This is a genomic window from Pseudomonas sp. BCA17, assembly GCF_004519405.1.
Classification (GTDB): Bacteria; Pseudomonadota; Gammaproteobacteria; order Pseudomonadales; family Pseudomonadaceae; genus Aquipseudomonas.
Genome location: NZ_SGWI01000008.1, coordinates 249077 through 272875, shown reverse-complemented (window position 1 = coordinate 272875; position 23799 = coordinate 249077). Strand labels below are relative to the sequence as shown.

Annotated in this window: 19 protein-coding genes; 9 read left to right on the top strand and 10 right to left on the bottom strand. The window is 56.7% G+C overall.

Annotated features, from left to right (window positions below):
• Positions 1-676 precede the first annotated feature (676 nt).
• Positions 677-1213: a LasR-specific antiactivator QslA gene (locus EXW71_RS25760; RefSeq protein WP_134660605.1), complete on the bottom strand. Its 537-nt coding sequence runs from the start codon at positions 1211-1213 to the stop codon at positions 677-679.
• 526 nt (positions 1214-1739) lie between these two features.
• Between EXW71_RS25760 and EXW71_RS25755 the strand changes: the two genes are divergently transcribed.
• Positions 1740-2072, top strand: coding sequence for a hypothetical protein (locus EXW71_RS25755; protein ID WP_134660604.1), 333 nt, complete (start codon positions 1740-1742; stop codon positions 2070-2072).
• A 137-nt stretch (positions 2073-2209) separates the two neighbouring features.
• Here EXW71_RS25755 and EXW71_RS25750 read toward each other — a convergent pair whose 3' ends face one another.
• From EXW71_RS25750 to EXW71_RS25730, 5 genes are all read right to left on the bottom strand, one after another.
• A complete protein-coding gene (locus EXW71_RS25750) occupies positions 2210-2917 on the bottom strand; it encodes a M48 family metallopeptidase (protein WP_134660603.1) in 708 nt (235 codons plus the stop codon).
• Positions 2918-6181, bottom strand: coding sequence for a type I restriction endonuclease subunit R (locus EXW71_RS25745; RefSeq protein WP_134660602.1), 3264 nt, complete (start codon positions 6179-6181; stop codon positions 2918-2920).
• A complete protein-coding gene (locus tag EXW71_RS25740; protein ID WP_256657149.1) occupies positions 6178-7107 on the bottom strand; it encodes a Fic family protein in 930 nt (309 codons plus the stop codon). Before EXW71_RS25740 ends, EXW71_RS25745 begins: the two co-directional genes overlap by 4 nt.
• A 576-nt stretch (positions 7108-7683) precedes the next feature.
• Positions 7684-9003: a restriction endonuclease subunit S gene (locus tag EXW71_RS25735; protein ID WP_167659705.1), complete on the bottom strand. Its 1320-nt coding sequence runs from the start codon at positions 9001-9003 to the stop codon at positions 7684-7686.
• Positions 8996-11542 carry a class I SAM-dependent DNA methyltransferase gene (locus tag EXW71_RS25730; RefSeq protein WP_134660600.1) on the bottom strand — a complete coding sequence of 849 codons (2547 nt, stop codon included), beginning with the start codon at positions 11540-11542 and terminating at the stop codon, positions 8996-8998. Before EXW71_RS25730 ends, EXW71_RS25735 begins: the two co-directional genes overlap by 8 nt.
• Before the next feature lie 204 nt (positions 11543-11746).
• On the opposite strand from EXW71_RS25730, the gene EXW71_RS28870 reads away from it, so the two are divergent.
• Positions 11747-12193: a hypothetical protein gene (locus EXW71_RS28870; protein WP_177421607.1), complete on the top strand. Its 447-nt coding sequence runs from the start codon at positions 11747-11749 to the stop codon at positions 12191-12193.
• 116 nt (positions 12194-12309) lie between these two features.
• On the opposite strand, the gene EXW71_RS25720 is transcribed toward EXW71_RS28870, so the two are convergent.
• Positions 12310-13227 (bottom strand): LysR substrate-binding domain-containing protein, encoded by a 918-nt coding sequence (locus EXW71_RS25720; RefSeq protein WP_134660640.1) that lies wholly within the window; start codon positions 13225-13227, stop codon positions 12310-12312.
• A 186-nt stretch (positions 13228-13413) separates the two neighbouring features.
• On the opposite strand from EXW71_RS25720, the gene EXW71_RS25715 reads away from it, so the two are divergent.
• From EXW71_RS25715 to EXW71_RS25685, 7 genes are all read left to right on the top strand, one after another.
• Positions 13414-14934 (top strand): ABC transporter substrate-binding protein, encoded by a 1521-nt coding sequence (locus EXW71_RS25715; protein ID WP_123715828.1) that lies wholly within the window; start codon positions 13414-13416, stop codon positions 14932-14934.
• Between the two features lie 99 nt (positions 14935-15033).
• On the top strand, positions 15034-15951 hold the full coding sequence (locus EXW71_RS25710; protein WP_134660599.1) for an ABC transporter permease: 918 nt from the start codon (positions 15034-15036) through the stop codon (positions 15949-15951).
• A 9-nt stretch (positions 15952-15960) separates the two neighbouring features.
• The gene (locus EXW71_RS25705) at positions 15961-16863 is read left to right on the top strand and encodes an ABC transporter permease (RefSeq protein WP_134660598.1); all 903 of its coding nucleotides are present in this window, start codon (positions 15961-15963) and stop codon (positions 16861-16863) included.
• A gap of 31 nt (positions 16864-16894) precedes the next feature.
• On the top strand, positions 16895-17911 hold the full coding sequence (locus tag EXW71_RS25700; protein WP_134660597.1) for an ABC transporter ATP-binding protein: 1017 nt from the start codon (positions 16895-16897) through the stop codon (positions 17909-17911).
• The gene (locus EXW71_RS25695) at positions 17908-18897 is read left to right on the top strand and encodes an ABC transporter ATP-binding protein (RefSeq protein WP_134660596.1); all 990 of its coding nucleotides are present in this window, start codon (positions 17908-17910) and stop codon (positions 18895-18897) included. Before EXW71_RS25700 ends, EXW71_RS25695 begins: the two co-directional genes overlap by 4 nt.
• Positions 18894-20318 (top strand): M20 family metallopeptidase, encoded by a 1425-nt coding sequence (locus EXW71_RS25690; RefSeq protein WP_123715823.1) that lies wholly within the window; start codon positions 18894-18896, stop codon positions 20316-20318. The genes EXW71_RS25695 and EXW71_RS25690 overlap by 4 nt, the downstream gene beginning before the upstream one ends.
• Entirely contained in the window at positions 20315-21469 is a 1155-nt protein-coding gene (locus EXW71_RS25685) for a M20 family metallopeptidase (RefSeq protein WP_134660595.1), read from the top strand. Before EXW71_RS25690 ends, EXW71_RS25685 begins: the two co-directional genes overlap by 4 nt.
• 198 nt (positions 21470-21667) lie before the next feature.
• On the opposite strand, the gene EXW71_RS25680 is transcribed toward EXW71_RS25685, so the two are convergent.
• The 3 genes from EXW71_RS25680 to EXW71_RS25670 all read right to left on the bottom strand — a co-directional run bounded on the left by EXW71_RS25680 (position 21668) and on the right by EXW71_RS25670 (position 23748).
• Entirely contained in the window at positions 21668-22090 is a 423-nt protein-coding gene (locus EXW71_RS25680; protein ID WP_134660594.1) for a hypothetical protein, read from the bottom strand.
• 41 nt (positions 22091-22131) lie between these two features.
• Positions 22132-22596, bottom strand: a complete 465-nt coding sequence (locus EXW71_RS25675) for a transketolase (protein WP_134660593.1) — start codon at positions 22594-22596, stop codon at positions 22132-22134.
• Between the two features lie 135 nt (positions 22597-22731).
• Positions 22732-23748: a 1-aminocyclopropane-1-carboxylate deaminase gene (locus tag EXW71_RS25670; RefSeq protein WP_123715819.1), complete on the bottom strand. Its 1017-nt coding sequence runs from the start codon at positions 23746-23748 to the stop codon at positions 22732-22734.
• Positions 23749-23799 lie beyond the last annotated feature (51 nt).

The window sequence follows — 23799 nt, the reverse complement described above, 5'->3', positions numbered from 1 at the left end:
TGTACGACGCGGCTTGCAGCATTGGTACGAGCGCCCGTCTCTTTCCGAGAGAAAGAGACGGGCGCGAGCTGGCGCAGCAAAGTGTGCCAAGAGGTGAGGTTGCTGCAGCGCAGCGAGGTAGGTCCATTGTCTGCCGCAGTGGACAGATTGGTAGAGTAGGCATCCATCACTCTTGGGGAGTGATCGTGCGAGCCGCCGGACGCTAATCGCACTTGGGGAAGAACCACCACGCAAGTGGCGTAGCCTTGAAGGTTCAGGCTACCTGGGCTGGTGCTGTCAACGGCAGCGATCCGTGCGCCAATTTTTATACCCACTCGAAAAGACGGTCAAGCATCACGGTCAAAACGCGCAACAAGTGGCGACTGTCGCCACTTCTGTCGCCATGCGCTAGGCCACGTTCTACGCGCGTTGTCGCCGCTGTCGCCGCTGTCGCTAGACCTACACACATGCCCAACGAAAAGATCCGCTTTGACACTGAAACGGCTCTGCGCTCGATACAGATCACGAGCAATTATTGACGGGTAAAAGAAGGCTGACGCTAATCAAATTTGAAATGAAAGGAGGGGACCGCGGTGGCTGCGAGAAAAAGCGAGTAAACCCTCCGATCGACGCGATCAAAGATCGCTTGATCGGAGGGTTTGGCGGGAAAGCAAAGTCTCAAACGTCAATTAAAAACTCAGACATCGAAGCTGGTTGATTGGGAAGTGACTGCCTCACGTCGTATGATCAGCGTCTGCTGCAACCGCAGCAGAAAGCCTGCTTCAAATGCTTCCTGATAGTCCCCTGGACGATGACGCTTTCTGTTCTGAGACAGCGCCCACCATAACGGTAATGATGAGCCTTCTAGCCAAGCCTCAGCGGAACGAACACCGTCCTTAATTACCGGAGCATACTTATCGCCCCACGGGGTTCGAATCGCAGGAGCGCCTTCAGCGGAGGGGACAGAGACATACTCATAGATCTGTTGATGAACGCTTTGAGCTGGGATGCCAGTCAAATTCCGGAATGCCCTGTCGTACAACACGGCAGCGTCATCCAACAGCTCCACTGCCAGCTCAACGTCTTGCGGAAAATGTAGCAGAATACTCTGGGCTCCATTAAGCCGAAGGGTGGCAGCTTGCCGTAGTTTAATCGCGGCATCTTCAGGGGGAAGCGACGCAGTGTCGATGGAGTTGGGTTTGGGGAGACCGATTAGAAGCGAGAGATCAAACATCACGGAATCCTCCGGGATAGTTTGCGGTACGAAAAAAACGGCCAGGGCGGCGCACGAGCTTAAAAGGCGGACAGGTCATTTTCCTTATCTCCTCGGACAATTAAGGAGCCGTCCACCCAGCCGTTCTGACACGAAATGGGTGGCGGACCGTACGGGGGTCAGAAACCGGCGTCCGAGGGAACCGGCCAGGCCGAAGCCTGCCCCGCACGGACCGCCATAGAAAAGCAGCAGCTAAGCCTCTGTAAGCACTTAATCGCTGGCTATGACGCCATGCGCCTCGAACAATTCAGGTTCTGACACCCGGCCACGGGATTGACCGCGACGGAGCAAAGCGTAAATGTGAAGACGCGACAACACAAGCGTGCAGCACCAATATGCTCAGCATCCGAATGAAAACTGCCGGTCAGACACTAACGTTGCCGGTCTCTGATAGCTCCACCGCTTCACGCCTGATCAAATGACTACAGATTCCGGCCGCGCTGATAAAATCTGTAACGCCATATATGACACCCTTTCGAGAAAACTTATGAATACAGAGTTGACGGAAGAAGAAATGCGCCGTGCGCTCTTCGGTGAGTCTGAGCCCCCAGCACCAGCAATTCACTCACACGTGCAAGACACCGTTCCGGATGCCGTGATAGTGCAACCGGCAAAGGCAGCGAAGAAAAAGAAAGTCTCGAAAACCTTTACCCCTAGGCTGAGAGTCACACTGAGCGTGGGCAATGAATTCGAAGGCAAGATGCACGAGATCGTACATGAAGCAGATACACTGAGTTCGCTAGTTGCGGAGCAAGAGGCCACAAGGGCCGCAAGGAAAAAATTTAAGTTTGTTGAAGTGATTTCGGTCAAGTCGATGTAAGCGTGCTCGCTAATTCGGCATTAAACCGCGCTATATTCCAGCAAGTGATCCGACTGACACGCTCGTGTTAATTGAGGCCTTAACCTCAATTACGTTAGTCGTATAGCAGGATTTAACAATAACGCTTCGCCTACTCGTTAAAGGTCCAGACCAGCACCACGTCCCCGCAGCCACTCCTTCCGGTCGCGATAGTCGGGCAGCACCTTGTCGACCTCGTTCCAGAACGCATCAGAGTGATCGCGATGATGTAAATGACACAACTCATGAACGACTATGTAGTCAATGATGGTCAGCGGAGCCATCAGGCACTTCCAGTGAAAATGCAAATCTCCGTTTTTTAGACAGGATGCCCAGCGGTAACCGATATCTTTGACGTGAACATTGCCCGGCGTCACCCCCACCTTGCTGGCGAAGAAAGCGACCCGCTTGCTCAGCCGGGCAAGGCCTTTTTCCTTATAGAAGGATTCAAAGGTCTGCTGCGCAAGTTCGTGTCCCCCCGTTTCTACAACCGACCGCAACAGGCAGAACCGTCCATCCTTGAGTTTAAGGAGCTCATCCTGCTCTTGCACCAGCTGCAAGCGATAGCTGCTACCCAGGTACAGAAAAGACTCGCCACCGACCCACTCACGTATCACGCGAGTGGCGTTGAGGTCACGCCAATCGGCAAGGTTGCGATAGATCCACATACGTTTGCTGAGTACGGTTTCATCCACTTGCTCAGGGGTCATACGCCTGGGCGGGCGCACTGTGATCAAACCATCTCGCTCAATTACGATATCTGTAGTCTGACGGTCTGAGCCTGGCAGTAACTGATACTCGATGTCTCGAACCTGACGAAGTTGCATTTATGCGTCTCCACGGCGCAGGGCTCGAATTAGCTCATCATGACGGTTCTTGGCCAATTTCATGACTTCAATTGCCACGCGTTCACGATTCTGCTTGAGTTCCTCGATGCCCGCTTTAGTGATTTCAGCCTTGAGCAGTCCTCGAACACGCTTTTGTTTGTCCGGATTTTGCCAGAAATCAATGCTGGCAATGGTCTCCTGCAAAATCTCCACCGTAACACCCATCAATGCTTTGAACTTGGGTTTATCCCCGCTTTCAACCGTGCCGTTTGGAAAGCCAACCTGGACGATGTGCTCGTAGAAGGTCGTCACCTCCTTACTCATCCCCTCTTCGCCCTCCTGACGGCCAGCGATAGCTTGGTTTCTAAGTTCGGCCAATTTTTCCGCTAAAAAGTCCCACTCGTCGTGGTGCTTCTCAATGAGGGCATCAACCTTTTCCGACAGGCTCTTGAAGAAGGATGGATCCTCATCATGATGGACAGTGCAGTGCTTACGGATGGCATGCTCCATCTCACTGGCCTTGGCCTCACTGTTTTTACCAGCATGGGAGTTGAGTTTCTCCAGGAAGTCCTCGGCTAATAACTCCACCGGTTCAATCTTGGGGTTAATGCCCAGACTAATTAAGTGCTCGTTGATTAACGCCTTCACTTTTTCACCTGCGCTGCCCAAATCGAGGCTGGAATCTTTGTAACGCTCCTTAGTGACTTGCAGGATATAACCAAAACGCTTGGCGGGGACGCGGTAGAGCTGTGCAGACGAATGAGGCAAAATGATGTCCAGGCTCATCAAAAATTTCTTGAGGTAAACCTCAAAATCCGCCCGTTGCTTTTCATCCTTAAGGGCCTTGACGGCCTCATGCACCACCGCTGCATCGGCATCCAATGTGGGTAAAGCCCCCGTGACAAAGGCCTTGATGTTACTCACACCCAAGATTGTGAAATGTTGCAGTAAACGCTGATAACGCTCCTCCAACACCGGCAACTCGGAGGTAATGTTTTGCATACCGTCCTGCAGCTCTTGTTGCTCATCACTGGCCGCGTACAGTGTCAACGCATTGGTCAGATGGTTGGCCAAGCCGATGTAATCGACGATATAGCCCCGCTGCTTACCCCTCTTGACCCGGTTAGTACGGGCAATAGCTTGAAGCAAGGTGTGCTCACGCAGTTTCTTGTCGATGTACATCACCTGCTCGATGGGCGCATCGAAGCCCGTCAGCAGCATGTCGCATACGATCAGAAACGCGATGCCGGTGTGCTCTTTGTCCGAATCGTCAAAATCGAAACTACGGCAAAAATTAACAACCGCATTCATCCGCACGGCCTGTTTGCGCGCATCGGTGATGAACGCCGCCTCGTTAGTGCCGTCTGACGACACCACGACGGCTGTTTTCAAAAAACTCAGCCGCCGGATCAACTCTGTGTCAGGTAGTGCCCGGGCCTGTTCTTGTTTGATGCGATCGGACAACGCCGCTTTGATACCTGCTTGGTAGCGCACACAGGCCAGCTTGGAATGACACACCACCTGTGCCTTAAAACCATTGGGCAAGATGTTGTCGACGTAATGCTTAACTAGGTCGCGGGCAATCGCGTTGATGCGATTCTCGGCCTCCAGGATGTCGCCGGTAGCGCCATACTTCTTTTTGATCGCTAGCAGCTCTTCTTCGCTGCGGTCACGGAACAGGTCTTCAAAGGCCTGATCAAATGCGTGCTTTTCATTCAGAGCACTATCGGCCGTTTTACCTTCGTACAAAATCTGTAGGGTGGCGCCATCCTTGACCGCATCCATCAGCCGGTAAGTGTCTATGTACTCACCAAAGCGTTTGCGGGTTTTGCGCTCACCGTGGCGCTCGGTCAGCAACGGCGTGCCGGTGAAGGCCAAGCGAGTAGCATTGGGAAAAGCCTCAAACAGGTTTTCACCCAAATCCGAACTTTGAGTTCGGTGCGCCTCGTCGATCATCAGGATGATCCGCTCTGAAGGATTGACCACACCAAAAGTCTTGCCTGCCGGTATGGCCAGGTAGGTGCCCAGCGCCTCAGCCACGGTATTACTCAAGGTCTGTCTGTGTTCCTGAAACTTGTGCACCATGACCATATTGATGTCGGAGCTGCCGGTCGCCAGATGTTGGCGTAACGCTTGACGGTTCTCGATCACATTAACCCGGCCTCCAATCAACGTAGCGGTTTTTCCAAGCTGCTCTTCTAGATCTTGCCGATCATTGACCAGCACGATCTTATAGTCCGCGAGATCGCGGCTGGCTCGCAGCATCCGCGCCAGAAACACCATCGTCAGTGATTTCCCCGAGCCTTGGGTGTGCCATATCACACCACTGCGCGCCATGGCCGTAGTGCCGTTCCGCAAGCGCTCCATTACTTTGTTCGCCGCGCGAAATTGTTGGTAGCGGCATACCACCTTCACCCGAGGCCCGCCATCTGTATCCATCACAACTGAACTAGTCCGCAGAATCTGCAGCAGGTTGGCTCGACTCAACATCCCGGCGATTAGTTGCTGCTGCGGGTTTAATCCTTCGAGGGCGGCGTCGTCCTGCGGATAGAGCGTCTTCCAGGTATAGAAATGCTCCGCCTCTGAGGTAATTGTGCCGTAGTCCGCTTGCAGACCACTGCTACGGATCACTAGAAGGTTGCTATGGAACAGGCCCGGTTCACCCTCCTTTAGCCCAGCACTTTGGGACTCAGGACGTTTGCGCATATAACGCTGTAGCTGCACAAAGGCTTCCTGCATCGGATTGGCGCAGGTTTGAGAGGCTTTCTTGCACTCCACCACTCCGAGGGGGATGCCATTCACGAACAGAACAATGTCCGGAACGATGAAGTCCTTTACGCACCCTGGTGTATCAATACGGAACTGATTGATAGCATGGAACTGGTTATTCTCAGGTGTTTTGAAATCGATCAGTCGCACCACGGGATCGGCTTCGCCGGTCAGCTCATTGACATCTACCTGCGCTTTAAACAGCAAAGCCTGGATCGTTTCATTCGCCTCCAGCAGAGTGCGGTTGGGCTGGCGCAGCAATTGGCTGCGTAAATCCTCTAGCTGGCGATCGGTCAGCCAGAGCAGGCCTTCATCCGTGCGGTTGTTCTCCCGGACAGCGTTATTGAATACTTCGGGCAGCAACCATTGGCGAAAGTTAGTACGCAAGCTTCCGTGTGCGCTCTGCGGAATACCTGTTCCTTGGTCTATCACCGTCCAACCCTGTTCGGCCAACTGCTGCAAAAAGGGTTGTTCGACTTCGCTGTATTCACTCATCGTTTGCTTCTTTGGCTATTGGCCTGCAAGCAGTGCTGGCCTGTGGCGGTCAAACTGTAGCGATGCAACCGACTGTTGGGTTGCTCGCGCAATGTCACTTCTAGATATCCGGCCGCAGTGGCAGGCAAAACGTAGGCTTTGCGAAAGTGCTCGGCGTTCCTCAAGCCCATGGCGGCTTGCAGTTCTTGCATGCTCATTTCGCCAGCAACGACATTGAGCAGGGATGCGACTTCCATGGTGACTTCCTCGGCAGCCAAACCTGATCTTTGGGCAAGTGAATGTACCGGCAACCTGACCACATACGAAAGCCGCTCATCGTCGGTTTCAAACAATGGCGCTGGGGAGCCATTGGCTGCCATTACCTTGAGTATTTTGGGGATGCCCGTAGAGCGACCTTCAGTCAGGTCCAACTCATTAAGAAATGCCCCAATGCGCCGGTTACGGTAGCGGCGACTCACCGCCCGTCCCGCGCGCAAGTACTCCAAGCGGATGGAGCGGTCTGGCCCTGGGAAGCTTAGAATCACTAACTCTTCGCGACTAATGCGCACCTCAATCGGCTCGCGCTCTTCATAGGAGCGGTGATACACCGCATTGACCAAGGCTTCTTCAACGGCCGCAAAAGGGAAATTCCAGAAGCGCGATGCATCGGTCCGGTCCGGATACTTGATCACTGTCTCGTGCAAATAATTGCAATGAATATAGCCCAGCGCTTCGCGGGTCATGCTGTCCAGCGAGGCCTTGAAGATTTTTTCGTCAAAGCGGTCACCCCCCGTCCCCTCAGGAAACCACAGCACATCAATCTGAATGCCGGTGAAGAACCGCTCTGGCGACTCGCTGAAAAACAACAACCCGATATTTTTCGGCCAGGGGGATTCCAGCGGGCCTCCTACCACATTCATCTGCCGTCCCAGCGCCTCAGTAGACAAGCCCGGGGCATCCTCCGCCAGCGTGCTGCCTAGCCTGCATCAACGGTTTGGACAGCTCGGTCACAGGGGCGCCCTGATGAAAACGATCATCAAACGGCACCTTGGCCGTGAGAATCAAAAGCTCATGTACGGTCTCGCCCTAGGCTCCACCGTGCGGCTATAGCGACGCATATAGTAGTGCCAGCTTTTCTGCTTGGCCGTTACCGACGCCGACACCTTATAGGGCCGGTTTTGCCCGCCCGGCGCCCATAGCACGATCGGCTTGCGGCCTCGACTAATTCTACACTTAGCACTGGGAAGTAGGTCGGCTGAATCAACTGACAGGCCGCCAGTAACTGCTGCTGAATTTTATCCAACTGATTGTCGGCCAGGCCCACTGGCGGAAACAGTGGCTGGCCCTTGGCATCGCAATCCTGCCCGATCAACACATAACCGCCGCCCAGGTTTTCAAAGTCTTTGGCAAAGGCACAAAGCGTGTGAAGAATGGCGTCCGGATTTCAGCCCGCTTTTTATTCGATACGCTCCCCTTCCACCGTGCATTGGCGCAGCAGGTCATTGAGGTTGATGAGCAGCTTGTCAGGCATCGGCTGTCTCCGGAGCATCGACCTTGACTGGGACTTTGCCGGTGAGGAGGTCTTGCATTAAGCCGAGCTTTCGGGCTTTTAGACTTTCAACACTTGCCTGCAGTCTATGAATATACGCTTGAGCGGCTTCAAACCTCTTAATAATAGTGACCTGCTCATTGATTCTTGGCACGCCAATAACCAATCGTTTCAAGTTTCCCGTATTGATTCGTGGCCGCGTGACACCTTGCTCATACCGTCTAATCTGTCGCCGCGCCAACTCGCTGTTCAAGAACAGCATAAAAAATCTGTTTTGCATCACTCCAGTTATGCACCGAGCGCGAAAACAGTCTGCTTTGTTGACTGCAGGAGGCAAATACGCTGGATATGTACAAGCTCTACCAACCGGATAACGATCCTCACCCAACCCTGCTATCAGGACGTCACCACCAACAACTTTATTTCTGACCAAAAAAACCGCATGCCTATCTGATATGTAGGCCTTATCGCCGTCGTTGTACTCATGCTTTACTATATTTTGCAGTCGAACCACCCGGACACCAGGATCGACAACGTAGTGCTCTGTTTTCAGATTCGAACCAAATGGACCATCAGCAACCGATTCAAGAACCATTGAAGCATCTTTAAGCTCCCACTCCTTCGGGATCCAACCAATTGCCGTTTCCTGATAAAGCTCAGGTGCTTGCTCGCGCGGGGGGCGCAGTTGGCCATTGGGCAACACACCACGATTGAACAAGTCATGCAGCAGACCGGCCTTAACTTGCTGGTACTTGGCGATCAGGGCTTCGGTTTTCTCGATGGCGGCATCCATACTCCGAAGAATTTCCGCGATTTTTCTTTGTATATATTTGGATACGGGAAACCGGACAATATGCTTTTCAAGATCAGAGCGAATAATTCCATTAATACTCGTGCCTTGGTTCAGCTTCTTCAATTCGTCAAGTTCGCGGAACAACAGGTAATAGACAAAACTCGTCTCAGCTCGGTCAGTATTGATGTAGACACCAGAGATATCTTGGCTGATTGCGATATCGCAAGGCGCGATCGCTAACTTGCCAACCCCGGTACGCGTCACAACCAAGAGATTCCCTTGTTTGACCACTGATGTAGCACTGCCTCGAATGCCCGCTTCAGACACAAAACGCCGAAACTCCCCTACTCCGTTGGCTGTGAAGTCAGCTCCGGTTATCCAAGGCGTCTCGCCGTTCCAATAAGCCGGATTGCCAGTCTCAGGCGTCCCACCGTTCACTATGCGAAAGCAGAGAGCGCCAAAGTTTGAGGAGTGCCACCCGCTTACGACATCCTCACTCATACCCCAACTCCACCAAAAACGCCTGCAACGCCTGTACCGCCTCATCGCACTCGGTCTCAATCTGCTTGGCCGTCACCGCATACTTGCCCCACAGGTTCTCAATCGCGGCAACACAAGCCCGCTGATCCGCTCGCAGATACTGGCGGTAGCTGTCGAACAGCATTTTACCCAGCCGCTCGACAATCACCACGCGGGCGTCGTCGCTGCTGATCTTCTCACGAGCTTTTTCCACCAACTCATCACGACTTTGCTCAGTCGTCTTGATCAGCGCTTTGAGATTTTTCGCTTCGTCTTCCAGCGCTTTATGGCGAGCCAGTTGCGCCTCAATGCGCTCGCCCTCACGCTGGTGACTTTGCCAGTCGCCAAAACTAGCATCGCGCTTGGCCAGTTTCATCAACCCACGAGCTTCTTTCAGGCTGGACCTGAGGGTTTTCACTTCATCGGCTGGCAGCACGCCAGTGTCGTCCGCATCTTCAAAATCTTCTTCGCCCGCAGCGGCAAATAGCGCTTGCAGTTCTGCCAAGCGGCTGTGCTGTTGCTCCAGTTCAGCCAACACTTCGGGGAACTGGCTTTGCAGAATATCCTCGTTAGGAATCAGCTCCGGCCCCCAACCGCTGGCAGCGATGGATTTAAAATCGGCTGCCAGCAGCTTGTAATAGTTGGCAAAGGCGCCGCGCACTTGATAGCGATTCAGCAAGTGCTGACCCGCAAAAGTGCGCTCGATGCTGTCCAGCAAGGTGGCGCGCATCTGGTAGACATTGTTGGCGCGAGCTTGCTGGTTCTTAGTATCCGGCGCCAGTGCTTCGATGACGGGCAAGTGCTGTCGCCACCAACTTTGCAGCTCGGCCATAAATTGGGCTTGGCGCTGAGTGACGCCAGGGTGTGCGTTAACAAACTCGGCAATGGCGCGTTTATTTTGCAGCTCAGTCGAGAAGTCGGCATAGGCTACGCCGCTGGCCGGCAAGGCGCGGGGTATAAAACAACTGTCACGCAAACCGGCATAGTTTTGCCAGAAGTGCTCGAGCGAATTGATCTCGCTGACCGGCACACCGCCGTGCAAATGGGCCCGCACATCGTGGGGCTCGGGTGGCGGAGCATTATCCACATAGCGTCGAATATTGCAGTTGAAGTCTTCCGCACGAATGTCAGCCACAGGAATTCGTTGCGCATACCCAGGAACGTTCTCACCTGCCCGGTAGGTGTGCACGATCTTATCAATGTCTTCCGGCCGCAGGTGGTTCTGCGCCTTGCCTTCGCGGTACTCACGGTCGGCGTTGATAAACAGCACATGGTCACGGTCAGCCGCCCCGGCCTTATTCAGCACCAGAATGCAGGCAGGAATTCCAGTGCCATAGAACAGGTTACTCGGCAGGCCAACTATTGCTTCGAGATAACCCTTTTCAATAAAGTATTTGCGCGCCTCACGCTCTTCACCGCCGCGGAACAGCACGCCATGGGGCATTACCGTCGCCATCCGACCATCGCTTTTGAGCACGGCTAGCATGTGCTGCACAAACATCAGATCGGCTTTTTTGCCCTTTTCGGGCATCCACACCGGAAAGCGCCCCGGGAATTTGATGTCTTTCTTGATGTAGTTCTGGCTGAACGGAGGGTTGGCCAGCACTCGATCGAAACGCTTGAGATGGTCATGTTCACGCTCATCTCGGTGTTGAGGCTCGCGCAAGGTGTCTTGCTGGCGAATCACCGCGTGAGAGATGCCGTGCAACAGCATGTTCATTTTGCAGATAGACCAGGTGGTGCCCATCTTTTCCTGACCAAACAGCGCCAGCTCGGAGGCATCGGCACCACACTCGCGCAGGTAATCACGCGCCTGGATTAGCATGCCGCCCGACCCCACAGTGGGGTCGTACACGCTCATGTCCTCCCTAGGGTCACAGATCTCAACACAGATACGCACCACTTCAGCCGGAGTGTAGAACTCGCCAGCCTTCTTCCCTGCAGAGTCGGCAAAGTGTTTGATCAGCCATTCATAGGCAGTGCCCAGTAGGTCTGGGAATTCGAAGTCTTCGTCGCGCAGCGGAATTTTTTCAAAGTTCTGAATAAAGTTGACCAGTGTGTCGTCATCCAGCGTGTTCTGGCCGATTTTTTTGTTGAAGTTGATATGTTTAAGCACATCCTGCAACGCCTCGGGATTGGCCTCTTCCAATGCTTCAAGCGCTTTGTTGAGGGCCGTGCCAACGTTTTCTTTGACGTGTTTGAGAGCCGGGTGCAGATTCCAGGTGCTATCGACCCAGCCCTGATTCCATCGAGCCCGCTCCGGTACGAAGAAATATTTGCCGGAATACTGATCAGGGTCCTCAAGGTGGGCCTTGATGTCATTCTCGCTCAGACCATTGGCCTTGCCTTCTGCGGTAATCTCTTCGCGCCGCTGATCGAATAAATCGCTGGCACGCTTGAGGAACAGCATGCCGAAAATGTATTCCTTGTACTCGCTGGCATCCATGTTGCCACGTAGGTCATCACAGGCTGTCAGCAAGAGATTTTCAAGCCGTGCGAGTGTTAATTTGGCGCTTGCCATAGGTATTTTGGTTCCTGTCACAACGTCGAACGGAGTGCTAATTGGGTGCAGCGAAGCACCTGAAAGATGCCCGTGCAAAAAATGCCATAGGATACCCCACTACGTTCGTTGAGACTGCTCAGTTGGTCTGCCGAGATTTCACCCTCTCCTGGAAGCTGCCCGGGTGACTCACCCCGAGAAATACCTACACCAATGGGAGACAAGATGCCTACTCCCTCTTACGACCAGTTCATCGAGCAGTGCTGCGTTTTTAGCGGCCAAGCCAGAAGGAGCGTCTACGCGGGATACTCAGGAAGCGACGGCAAAAACGCTGCACCTGACCGAAGAGCAACGGCAGGAACTGATCGCCCGTGGTCAGGCGACCTAAAAAACGCGCAGGTTAGGCTTGTAACCGACTTAACCGTGCAGGTCTGTCTAGCAGCGCGAAGCGCGGTTATGGGCAGTTCACTGCCAATCATGGTTACGAAGCGTGCTGATCAGATCGAATGCAAGCGGATGGTCAAGTGGAGTGCAGTATTCCAATTGGTATTCCAACTAAAAACAAAAACAGGCATTAACAATATAAATCAATTGCTTACCTATCGAATTCAAATTACCCCGGCCCACCAAATGATCAAAAAAGACGTCCATGGACGTCTTTTTTTTGCCTGAAATCCAGCGAGATCAATAACCCCCCCAAGGTCGATCGTGAGAATACCCAATAGAGTCATGAAGTACTCCTAGCGTTTGTTTTAGCCCTAGAGCGCCCCCCAAACAACCTCCCCTTCTCAACCAGCCCCCTCACTCTCCAACTCAGCAATCAAAAAATCCCTAAACGCAGAAACCGCAGCCGGTAAATTGCGTCCAGCCATGCTTTGCAGTTCGATTCGCCGTGCCTGCATGCCTTCATCGAGAATCGGCAAGCATTGAAGTACCTTGTCTGCCACTTGCTTGTGCAAGGTCATTTCGCTGGCCAGGCTGATTACGCCCTCTTCGCGGACGAAGCTATAAAGCGCGGCAACGTAGTTAGTCGTCAACACCGGGTCGAACAACAACCCCTGTACGCCGCAGCAGATGTCGAACAGCTGGCGTATCGTCGTATCGGCTTTCGGTAATGCGATGGGCCAGGGTTGCAACTCGGCGAGGCTGACCGCTTCACGCCCGGCCAAGGGATGAGAGTTGGCGACCACGGCAAAAATCGCCCCGCTGAGGACATGTTCGACCTTGATTTCCTTTTGCGGCATCAGGCTGAAGGTCATCGCCAGATCGGCTTCGCCGGAACGAACCTTCTCAGTCGCTTGCGCGGGCGCACAGACCTCCAGTGTGAAATGAATGCCCTGATACTCACGCCTGAACGCGCTGATGCACCTGGGCATGTATTCCAGTGCAAATCCTTCCGAGCAGGCAACGTGCACATGACCCCGTTGCAAGCCATGCAGCTCGGTGATTTCCAGCACCACTTGCTCGGCTTCAAGCTGCGACTTGCGCGCGTAAGCCGCCAGTCGTGCCCCCGCCTCGCTCAGCACCATGCCCCGGGCGCGGCGCTCAAACAGGCTGGCCCCCAGGGCCAACTCAAGCTTGGAAATTTGTCGGCTCACGGCTGACGCAGCGACATTCAAGCGCACCGAGGCTTCGCTGACCGATCCGCATCGCGCTACTTCCAGAAAATAGCGCAGTGCCGTGGACTGCACACCATACAACTGCATCGGCGCCCCCATGAATTGCCTTTTAGGCAACGTAAGCATCGAAATATTATTCTTGTGGCATTGATAGCCTTTCCTTACATTCGTGTCCAGATCAAAAAAACACCTGCCTGACCTTCTTATCCTCCTTTACGCATTTGCGATTCGCTGCCCTTTGATTCAACCACTCTCGCCAACGGAGACGACGGCATGGGCATCAAAGGTTTCGCCTGCTGTATTGCGCTGATGGGCTTCATCAGCAGTTTTCCGGCTTACGCCGGTAAAGCCAACGACACCCTGGTTTACGCTTCCGACAGCGAGCCTGAAAACATCAGCCCCTATCACAACGATTTGCGCGAAGGCGTGATTCTCGGCCGGCTGATCTGGGACAACCTGATCTACCGCGATCCCAACAGCGGCGAATACAAACCCATGCTGGCCACCAGTTGGAAACAGGTCGACGACACCACAATCGATTTTGAGCTGCGCAAGGGCGTCAAATTTCACAACGGCGACGCCTTCACGGCCGACGACGTAGTGTTCACCCTCAACTACGTGGTATCGCCCGAGGCGAAAGTCGTTACCGTGCAAAACGTAGACTGGATCAAGAGCGCTGAAAAAACCGGTGACTACAGTGTCCGCCTGTATTTGAAGAAGCCTTTTCCTCCGGCATTGGAATACCTGTCCAACGCCGTTCCTATGTTCCCCAAGCAGTACTTCGAGAAGGTCGGCCTGGCCGAATTCAGTCGCAAACCAATGGGTACCGGGCCGTATAAAGCCGTGTCGGTGGTGGCTGGCGAAGGCGTGACCATGGAGATCAACAAGGACTACTTTCCGGACAGCCCACAAGGCAAGCCACATATCGGCCACCTCACGTTCCGGGTGATCCCGGATGCAGAAACCCGCCTGGCCGAATTGATGACCGATGGTGTCGATTGGACCTGGCGTGTGACCTCGGATCAGGCCGTAGACCTCAAAGGCATGCCGAACCTGACCGTGACCAGCAGCGAAACCATGCGCATCGGCTTCCTGATTCTTGATGCTCGGGGCACCTCAACGGAAAACTCGCCGATGAAGAACCTCAAGGTGCGTCAGGCCATCAACCATGCGATCAACCGCAATGCGCTGGCCACGCAATTGGTAGGTGGCGAAGCCAAACCCTTGCAGGTTGCCTGTTATCCAGGCCAGTTCGGTTGCGATACCACCGCGGCCACGGTCTACAACTATGACCCCGCCAAGGCCAAGGCGCTGCTCGCCGAAGCCGGTTACCCAAATGGCTTCGAAACAGAAATCTTCGCTTATCGCGACCGTGATTACGTCGAAGCCATCATCGGCAACCTGCGCGCGGTGGGCATCAACGCCAAGCTGCGCTACTTGAAGTACGCCGCCCTGCGCGATCAGCAACGTGGCGGCAAGGTGCCAATGTCGTTTCAGGCCTGGGGCTCGTTCTCGATCCTCGACACCTCCGCGTCAGCCGGCACCTGGTTCAAGGGCAATCCGGACGACAACATCAAAGACCCACAAGTCCAGGGCTGGTTGCAGACCGCCGACAATGCCCTCGACCCGCAAGTGCGCAAGGACAACTACCGCAAGGCCTTGCAGCGCATCAGCGAACAGGCCTACTGGGCGCCGCTGTTCAACTACTCGATGAACTACGCCTACTCCTCCGAACTCGCGTTCACGCCGTACCCGGATGAGCTGCCGCGTTTCGTTCAGTCCAGTTGGAAGTAATCCGCAACCGCACGGATTGATCGAGAGGTACCGTGGCTTGCGGACTCCCCACGCCCACGTCCTCACACCTGCCATCTATTGGATACGAGGAAACTTGCCATGCTTGGATTCCTTCTGCGCCGTCTAGGCATCGCTATGTGCGTTGCCATTACCGTGTCGGTGATCAGCTTTTCTCTTTTGCATCTGTCCGGCGACCTGGCCACGGCCATTGGCGGACCGGAAGCCACCAGCGAACAGATCGAACAGATCCGCGTGCAATACGGTTTGAACAAACCGCTACCGACCCAGTACTTCAACTGGCTGGGCGATTTGCTGCGGCTGGACCTGGGCAACTCTTTTTTCTTTCAGGAGTCGGTCTACAACCTCGTTGCCAGCCGCTTGCCGATTACTCTCGGGTTAGGTGCCATGGCGCTGGGTATCGCATTGCTGGTGGCGATTCCACTGGGCGTGCTGGCGGCGGTCAAACGCGACACCTGGGTTGACCGTCTGGCCTTGAGCATCGCGGTGCTGGGTCAGGCGATGCCGAGTTTCTGGTTTGCGCTGATGTTGGTCGTGGTGTTCGCGGTGACACTCAAGTGGCTGCCGGTGTCCGGCAACTCGACCTTGCTGCACTTCGTCATGCCGGCCATTGCCTTGGGCTACTACGCGACGCCGGCAATCATGCGTCTGACCCGCGCCGGTATGCTTGATGTACTCAGCTCCGATTACATCCGCACCGCCCGTGCCAAGGGCCTGCGCCCTGCCCGCGTGCTGTTCAAGCACGCACTGCGCAACGCCTTGATTCCGGTAGTCGCGCTGGCGGCGGTGGAGTTCGGCTTCATGCTCGGCGGTTCGGTGGTGATTGAAACCGTGTTCTCCCTGCAAGGCATCGGACAACTCGCCTGGGACGCCATCGCCCGTGATGACTTTCCGGTGGTACAGGCCGTGGTCCTTCTGATTGCGGTGATCTACATCATCCTCACCTTGCTGGCCGATGTGCTGAACGCACTGCTCGACCCGCGCATTCGCGTGCGCTAGGAGGCTTACATGAGCACCCCCACGACCCTTGCAATCAATGACTACCTGCCACCACCGAGCAGCCTGAGCCGGGTACTTGGCAAGAGCTTCCGTCACCGTGGTTTCGCCATCGGCGCAGTGTTGTTGCTGATCATCTTGGCCGGTGCGCTGTTCGCGCCGTGGCTGGCACCTTACGACCCTTATGCGCAAGACGTGATGCTGCGCATGAAACCGCCGGTATGGATGGCCAACGGCACCTGGGAGTTCGTTCTCGGCACCGACAAGCTGGGCCGTGACTACCTGTCGCGGCTGCTCTACGGCGCACGTATCTCGCTGTTCATCGGCATTGCGGCGGCGCTGATTTCCGGCTTTATCGGCACGGTCATGGGGCTGTTGGCGGGCTACTACGGCGGCAAGGTCGATACGTTTATCAGCTACCTGATCACCACCCGGCTGGCGATGCCGGTCGTGATGGTCGCGCTGGCCTCGGCCTCGCTGATGGGCGGTTCACTGAAAGTGGTCATCGTGCTGCTCGGCTGCCTGTTATGGGATCGCTTCGCGGTGGTGGTCAGGGCCTCGGTGCAACAGATTCGCGATGCTGAATATGTGGCGTCGGCCCAGGCTCTTGGCTGCTCGACCCTGCGCATTCTGGTCAGTGAGATCCTGCCCAATCTGGTCGGTGCGCTGATCGTTGTCGCGACTCTGGAAATGGCCCACGCGATCCTGCTGGAGTCGGCCCTGTCGTTCCTCGGGGTTGGCGTGCAGCCGCCGACGCCGTCCTGGGGTTTGATGATCGCTGAAGGCAAACCCTACATGTTCTTTTCCCCATGGGTCATCGCCATCCCCGGCGTCGCCCTGATGATTCTGGTGCTGGGCATCAACTTGGTCGGCGATGGCCTGCGCGATCTGATCCTGCCCGACGGCCGCAACTGATAGACGGCCATAACTGACAGAGGTACCGAACATGGCATTACTCCATGTGGAAAACCTGCGCGTGGACATCCCCATGGGCAACAGCCCGACGCCGGATGACATGCTGCATGCCGTGCGCGGTCTGGATTTTGAAGTCGAGCGCGGTGAAATGCTGTGCATCGTCGGCGAATCCGGATGCGGTAAATCCCTGACCTCACTGGCGCTGATGGACCTGTTGCCACGCAAGGCCAAACGCACTGCGTCCCGGCTGACGCTGGACGGTATCGACATGCTCGGCCAGAGCGAACGGCGCATGTGCGACCTGCGCGGCAACCGTCTGGCGATGATCTTCCAGGAACCGATGACCTCGCTGAACCCGGCCTACAGCATTGGCGATCAGCTCAGCGAAGTGCTGACTCAGCATCGCAAGGTGTCACGCAAGGAGGCCCTGACTCGCGCCGCGCAGATGCTGGAGAAAGTCGGTATCAGCAATGCCACCGAACGCTTGCGTCAGTACCCGCATCAACTTTCCGGCGGTTTGCGCCAGCGGGTGATCATCGCCATGGCGTTGATGTGTGAGCCGGACCTGATCATCGCTGACGAGCCAACCACTGCACTGGACGTGACCATCCAGGCGCAGATCCTGCGCTTGATCCGCGACATTCAGAAAGAACTCGGCCTGGCGGTGATCTTCATCACCCACGACCTTGGGCTGGTGGCACGAATCGCCGACCGGGTCGCCGTGATGTATGCCGGGGAAATTGTCGAAACCGCCCCTGCCCTGCAACTGTTCGAAAATCCGCAGCATCCGTACACCCGTGGTCTGTTGGCCAGTATTCCAATCCCCGGACGGACCAAACCGGGTGAGCCGCTGGGTTCGATTCCAGGCTTGGTGCCCAGTCTGGTGGGCGAACAGCAAGGTTGTGCGTTCCGCAATCGTTGCGCTCAGGCGATACCGGCTTGCGCACAGAACATCCCCGAAGTCGAACAGGACGGACACATGGCGCGCTGCCTGTTCGCCGCTCCGGCCCCGGCACCGATTCGCCTTCAGGAGAGGGCACGGTCATGAAAAAAGACATCACGCTGGAGCTGTGCGACATCCGCCGCGAGTTTCGGATCAACCAGGGGTTCTTCAAACCCGCCGCTACTCTGAAGGCCGTCGATGGCGTTTCCCTGCGTCTGATGCGTGGCGAGACCCTCGGCCTGGTAGGCGAGTCCGGTTGCGGCAAAAGTACCCTGGCCAAGATGCTGCTCGGCCTGTTGCCCCCTACCAGCGGCGACGTGCTGGTCAATGGCAAACATCTGGCGGCGACTGATCGCAAGCAAATGTCCCGGCATATTCAGCCGATATTCCAGGACCCGTATTCCTCGCTGAACCCACGCAAGACGTTGCGCGAAATCGTGACCCTGCCGCTGATCGTGCATGACATCGGCAGCACCGCCGAGCGGCGCAAAAAAACCGAAGAAATGCTCGATGTGGTCGGCCTGCCCAAACGGGTCATCGACAGCTATCCGAGCCAACTGTCGGGCGGCCAGCGGCAACGGGTGGCTATCGCCCGAGCGTTGATCATGCGCCCTGACGTGTTGATCTGCGACGAACCCACCTCGGCGCTGGACGTTTCGGTGCAGGCGCAGATTCTCAACCTGCTGCAAGACCTCAAGCGCGAATTCGGCCTGACCTATCTATTGATCAGCCATAACCTGGCGGTTATCGAACACCTCGCCGACCGGGTCGCGGTGATGTATCTGGGGCGCATCGTCGAAGAACGCACGCGCGAATCGTTGTTCGCCAAACCCGGCCACCCTTATACCCGCGCCCTGCTGGATTCGGTGCTCACGCCCGATCCACGCCTGGGCATTCCCGAAATCGGCCTGCACGGTACCTTCCCCAACCCCATGTCGCCGCCGTCCGGTTGCGCCTTCCATCCGCGCTGCCCGAGCTGCTTCGCCCCCTGCAAAACGGCCTATCCGGCCAATGGTCCGCTTATCGGCGGCAACGTGCGTTGCCACCTTCACGATAACTCTGCCCAAACACTGGAGCTTGTCCACTCATGAGTCGTTCACTGGCTATCAGCAACACCACAGAGCAGTTCGATAACGGCGCATTTTTCAATCTGCTCCAACGTAGCGTCGCCTTGCACACCGAAAGCCAGGCAGCGGACAGCCGACCCGAACTGTATCGCTACCTCAATGACTTCATTACCCCGCATGTCGAGGCGATGGGCTTCAGCGTCAAGATCTATGACAACCCGGTGGCAGAGCGCGGCCCCTTCATGATCGCCACGCGCATTGAACATCCAGAACTGCCGACCGTGCTCAGCTACGGCCACGGTGATGTGGTGCGCGGCTATGAAGCGCAATGGCGTGAAGGCCTGTCGCCGTGGCAGGTCACTGTCGAAGGCGATCGCTGGTACGGCCGTGGCACGGCGGATAACAAAGGCCAGCACTTGATCAACCTGACCGCACTGGAGCAAACGCTCAAGGCTCGCGACGGCAAGCTGGGCTTCAACGTCAAGCTGCTGCTGGAAATGGGCGAAGAAGAAGGCTCGCCGGGCCTGAATGCGTTCTGCGCAGCGCACACTGAAGAGCTGGCGGCGGATATTTTCATCGCCTCGGACGGCCCGCGCCTGGCGGCGTCACGACCGACGATTTTTCTCGGTTCACGCGGGGTGTTCAACTTCGAGCTGGTGGTCGATTTGCGCGAAGGCGCTCATCACTCCGGCAACTGGGGCGGGTTGTTGGCCAACCCCGGCATCATTCTGGCCAATGCCATCGCGAGCATGGTCGATGAACGCGGTCGGGTGAAGGTAGCGGGGCTGATGCCCGAGACACTGCCGGAGCCGGTTCGGCAGGCACTGGCCGATATTGACGTCGGTGGCGGGCCGGGCGATCCGGAAATCGACGCCAACTGGGGTAATCCGGCGCTCTCGCTGAGCGAAAAGGTATTCGGCTGGAACACCCTCGACGTCATCGCCTTCAAGACCGGCAACCCGGACGCCCCCGTGCATGCGATCCCCGGCAAGGCCAACGCCCACTGCCATATCCGCTTCGTGGTGAACAGCGACTACAGGACCTTTATCCCGGCGGTGCGCACCCACCTGGATGCGCATGGTTTCAGCAATGTCGAGGTCAGGCAAAGCCGCATTGATGTGATGCATGCCACGCGCCTGGACCCGCAAAGCCCATGGGTCAATTGGGCGCTCAGTTCCTTGGCACAGACCACCGGCAAAAAACCCGCGCTGCTGCCAAACCTCGGTGGCTCGCTGCCCAACGACGTGTTCGCGGACGTGCTCGGCCTGCCAACGCTGTGGGTGCCGCACTCCTACCCGGCATGCTCACAGCATGCGCCGAACGAGCACTTGCTGGCACCGGTGGTCAAGGAAAGCCTGCAAATCATGGCCGGGCTCTTCTGGGACCTGGGCAACGACGCGACACGCCTGACTCAGGAGCATCAATTACGGGAGCAGGTGCAATGAACGCCACGCCGCAACAGGCGCTGGACTGGCTGGCTGACCAACGCCACGCCATGGAGATGCTGCTGCAGCGTATCGTCGACACCGACTCCAACAGCTATGACAAGGCGGGCGTCGACGCGGTGGGTGCGCTGCTCGCGGCTGAACTGGAAGCCGACGGTATCCCGCTCAAGCGCATACCGGTCGATGGTTTTGGCGACGTGATGCTCGCCGAAGTGCCAGGCGAATCTGGAAAGCCAGTACTGCTGCTGGGCCATCGCGACACGGTGTTTCCCAAAGGCACTACCACGACTCGCGGCTACAGCCGCGACGCCAACATTGCCTACGGCCCCGGCGTCGCCGACATGAAAGGCGGCTTGGTGCTCAATTGCTTCGCCCTCATGGCCCTCAAGCGCGCCGGTCAGTTGCCCTACCCGGTTCAGGTTCTGTACACCGGTGACGAAGAAATCGGCTCCGGCAGCGCCAGAGCCCATATCGAAAATGCAGCCCGTGCCGCACGCGCCGTGCTCAATACCGAACCCGGACGGGCCAGCGGTAACGTGGTCAGCGCACGCAAAGGCGGTGCCACGCTGATCATCGAAGTCCGCGGCCGCGCGGCGCATGCCGGGGTCAACCATGCCGACGGAGCCAGCGCCATCGAGGCCCTCGCCCGCAAGATCGTCAAGCTCCACGCCTTGACCGACTACCCGGCAGGCATCACCACCAACGTTGGCCTGATATCCGGAGGCACCTCCAGCAACACCGTTGCGCCCAGCGCCTCTGCCCGGCTGGACGTGCGCTTTATCGAGCTCAAGCACTGGGACCGGATCTTTAGCGCAATCCAGGCCATCGTCGCAGAAGAAGAACTGATCGGCACCAGCGCCATCCTCAAGGAAGCGACGACCTTTCTACCGATGGAAGCCCGCCACAGCGAACGGCTGCTGCACATCTACCAACAAAAAGCGCTGGCGCTGGGTTTCAGCGTCGAAGGCGAATTCACCGGCGGTTGTGCCGACTCCGGCTTCACCGCCAGCCTGGGCATTCCAACCCTGTGTGGCCTCGGGCCGGTTGGTGGCAAGGTCCACACCGATCATGAATATCTGGAACTGGACACGTTGGTGCCTCGCGCTCAGGCCTTGGTGGCGACCATTCTGGCTATCGGCGAAAACAGTTGAGGTAACGGGTCTCTACCTATCGCCGGGGACAGGCTGTTCACGCCGCCGCGCCCCGGCATTGAAGGCGTGCGCTGGCCACGGCCACCCGCATGTCGAGGATCTGTTTTGCCCTGCCCGAGCCGCCATGGGCGAAGTCGGACAGCAACGGCTCCTGTGCATCTGTCGGGCCCGGCAATTAGTGCTGGATATCAGGCGGGCTTATGAGCAACTGCTGCAGGTGTCGGGTAACACTTCAAGGTGGTGCGAACGGTTCACTCGGGCGAGGCTTTTCACCTGTTCTACCGCCGCAATGACCGAGCGTTCGGCCGCCCCGTCTGAAGCAATCGGGTAGATACAGGTCCGGCCGATGGAAAGGTCGTGCAATAAACGCTCGTCCAGTTCACCGAGCACTACAAAACAGTAGTCACTCTTGGCCACTCGCACTTCAGCGAGCTGGCCAGCCATCGTGTTCACAGCATCGACGTGGATCAGTGCAACATTGTCAAAACAGCTGAAACCCTGATGAATCAAGTCAATATGATCGCTATCAAGCCCGCACGCGATGACCACGATACGTGTGCACTTTGAAGGCTCGCGCATCCATTTCAGGGCATTGGTACGACAGTCGGCAGCTTGGCTCATAGACGTCGCCCTGGTTGTTGGGGGAATTGGCGCCCCACTGGCTAAATCACGCCGCGCGCCTGCAGCACGCTTTTCGCCAGACTGCGGGTCGCCGAAAGCACTTGTTCTACCTGTTGATCCATCGCTGCGGTGGATAACGCGATGGTTCCCAGTTCGACCACGCGCAACGGGTGACCGTGTACGGACCCCAGCCAGGCCAAGCCGGGAACCGTACCGATTTCGACATCCAGTAAAAAACTACCGTGGGGGACAGAGCGCAACAGTTGGCTGGCATAACACGCGTAGCCCCCAGCGGATTGCTCCGGGCTGGACCCGCCCCGCAACCAGTCGGCCATCAACGCCTCGGAGTGCTTGATGGCCAGATAAGCCACCTGGTCCCAGTCATCGATCGCCACGTGCAGCGCGTCGATCATGTATTTGGGCAACTCGGCGCTGGTGACGATGACCACTCCGACATCCGCCGAAGGTTCCTTGATCCAGACCGCGGATTGCGATATCGCATGCATGGCGGTACTCCCGGCAGTTGGGTAGGAGCCGCTTGCTCTGTGCGGCGATCCAACGATGTAGCCTGACATTCAACATTGATGCCGACTTGACCCACCGCTTCGAGCAAGCTCACTCCTGCAGGTTATTGGCGTTAATCAACCGTTGCGGAACAGGAAGCTGTAGGCGTTCAGCGCAGGTGCCCCGCCCAGGTGTGCGTAAAGCACTTTCGAGCCTTCGGGGAACTCGCCACGGCGGACCATTTCGATCATCCCGTGCATGGATTTGCCTTCATACACGGGGTCGGTCAACACACCTTCAAGGCTGCCGCACAGACGAATGGCTTCCAACGTACCTTCATTGGGCAAGCCATATTCCGGGTAGGCGTAGCGTGTATCGAGCACCACGTCGTCTTCGGTGATCTCACGCCCCAGTTCCACCAGCTCAGCGGTGTGCCGGGCAATACGCAGGATCTGTGCCTTGGTTTGCTCCGGCTTGGCCGAGGCATCAATGCCGATCACGTTCTTCGAACGGCCGTCGGCGGCAAAACCGACAACCATGCCGGCCTGGGTACTGCCGGTCACGGAGCACACCACGATGTAATCGAACTTGAACCCCAGTTGTTTTTCCTGCTCCCGCACTTCCTCGGCAAAGCCGACGAACCCGAGCCCGCCGTAGGGATGTTCGGAACAACCCGCCGGTATCGGGAACGGCTTGCCACCCCGCTCCACCACGTCGTTCATGGCCTTCTCCCAGCTTGGCCGGATGCCGATGTCGAACCCCGCTGCGTCCAGTCGCACATCCGCCCCCATGATGCGGGACATCTCGATGTTGCCGACCCGGTCATACACGGCGTCGGAGTAGTTCACCCAATTTTCCTGGACCAGCACGCACTTCATGCCGAGGTGGGCAGCGACGGCGGCGACCTGCCGGGTCTGGTTCGACTGGATCCCGCCAATAGACACGAGGGTGTCGCAGCCCTGTTCGAGTGCCTCGGGAATCAGGTATTCGAGTTTGCGTGTCTTGTTGCCGCCGAAGGCCAGGCCACTGTTGCAGTCTTCACGTTTGGCATACAACTCGACCTTGCCACCCAGGTGTTCGCTGAGGCGTTTCAAGGGCGTGATGGGCGAAGGACCGAAGGTCAGCGGATAACGTTTAAAACGATTCAGGTTCATGACTCTGCTCCTTGTTCAGTGGATATCCAAGCGCCAGACCGAAAGGCAAAA

Bases quoted from the DNA above. Each gene is read 5' to 3' on its own strand.
- EXW71_RS25675 (WP_134660593.1), bottom strand. From the start codon at position 22,596: ATGCATGCGATATCGCAATCCGCGGTCTGGATCAAGGAACCTTCGGCG.
- EXW71_RS25750 (WP_134660603.1), bottom strand. From the start codon at position 2,917: ATGCAACTTCGTCAGGTTCGAGACATCGAGTATCAGTTACTGCCAGGC.
- EXW71_RS25760 (WP_134660605.1), bottom strand. From the start codon at position 1,213: ATGTTTGATCTCTCGCTTCTAATCGGTCTCCCCAAACCCAACTCCATC.
- EXW71_RS25715 (WP_123715828.1), top strand. From the start codon at position 13,414: ATGGGCATCAAAGGTTTCGCCTGCTGTATTGCGCTGATGGGCTTCATC.
- EXW71_RS28870 (WP_177421607.1), top strand. From the start codon at position 11,747: ATGCCTACTCCCTCTTACGACCAGTTCATCGAGCAGTGCTGCGTTTTT.
- EXW71_RS25695 (WP_134660596.1), top strand. From the start codon at position 17,908: ATGAAAAAAGACATCACGCTGGAGCTGTGCGACATCCGCCGCGAGTTT.
- EXW71_RS25670 (WP_123715819.1), bottom strand. From the start codon at position 23,748: ATGAACCTGAATCGTTTTAAACGTTATCCGCTGACCTTCGGTCCTTCG.
- EXW71_RS25720 (WP_134660640.1), bottom strand. From the start codon at position 13,227: ATGCAGTTGTATGGTGTGCAGTCCACGGCACTGCGCTATTTTCTGGAA.
- EXW71_RS25755 (WP_134660604.1), top strand. From the start codon at position 1,740: ATGAATACAGAGTTGACGGAAGAAGAAATGCGCCGTGCGCTCTTCGGT.
- EXW71_RS25700 (WP_134660597.1), top strand. From the start codon at position 16,895: ATGGCATTACTCCATGTGGAAAACCTGCGCGTGGACATCCCCATGGGC.
- EXW71_RS25685 (WP_134660595.1), top strand. From the start codon at position 20,315: ATGAACGCCACGCCGCAACAGGCGCTGGACTGGCTGGCTGACCAACGC.
- EXW71_RS25710 (WP_134660599.1), top strand. From the start codon at position 15,034: ATGCTTGGATTCCTTCTGCGCCGTCTAGGCATCGCTATGTGCGTTGCC.
- EXW71_RS25735 (WP_167659705.1), bottom strand. From the start codon at position 9,003: ATGAGTGAGGATGTCGTAAGCGGGTGGCACTCCTCAAACTTTGGCGCT.
- EXW71_RS25690 (WP_123715823.1), top strand. From the start codon at position 18,894: ATGAGTCGTTCACTGGCTATCAGCAACACCACAGAGCAGTTCGATAAC.
- EXW71_RS25745 (WP_134660602.1), bottom strand. From the start codon at position 6,181: ATGAGTGAATACAGCGAAGTCGAACAACCCTTTTTGCAGCAGTTGGCC.
- EXW71_RS25680 (WP_134660594.1), bottom strand. From the start codon at position 22,090: ATGAGCCAAGCTGCCGACTGTCGTACCAATGCCCTGAAATGGATGCGC.
- EXW71_RS25705 (WP_134660598.1), top strand. From the start codon at position 15,961: ATGAGCACCCCCACGACCCTTGCAATCAATGACTACCTGCCACCACCG.
- EXW71_RS25730 (WP_134660600.1), bottom strand. From the start codon at position 11,542: ATGGCAAGCGCCAAATTAACACTCGCACGGCTTGAAAATCTCTTGCTG.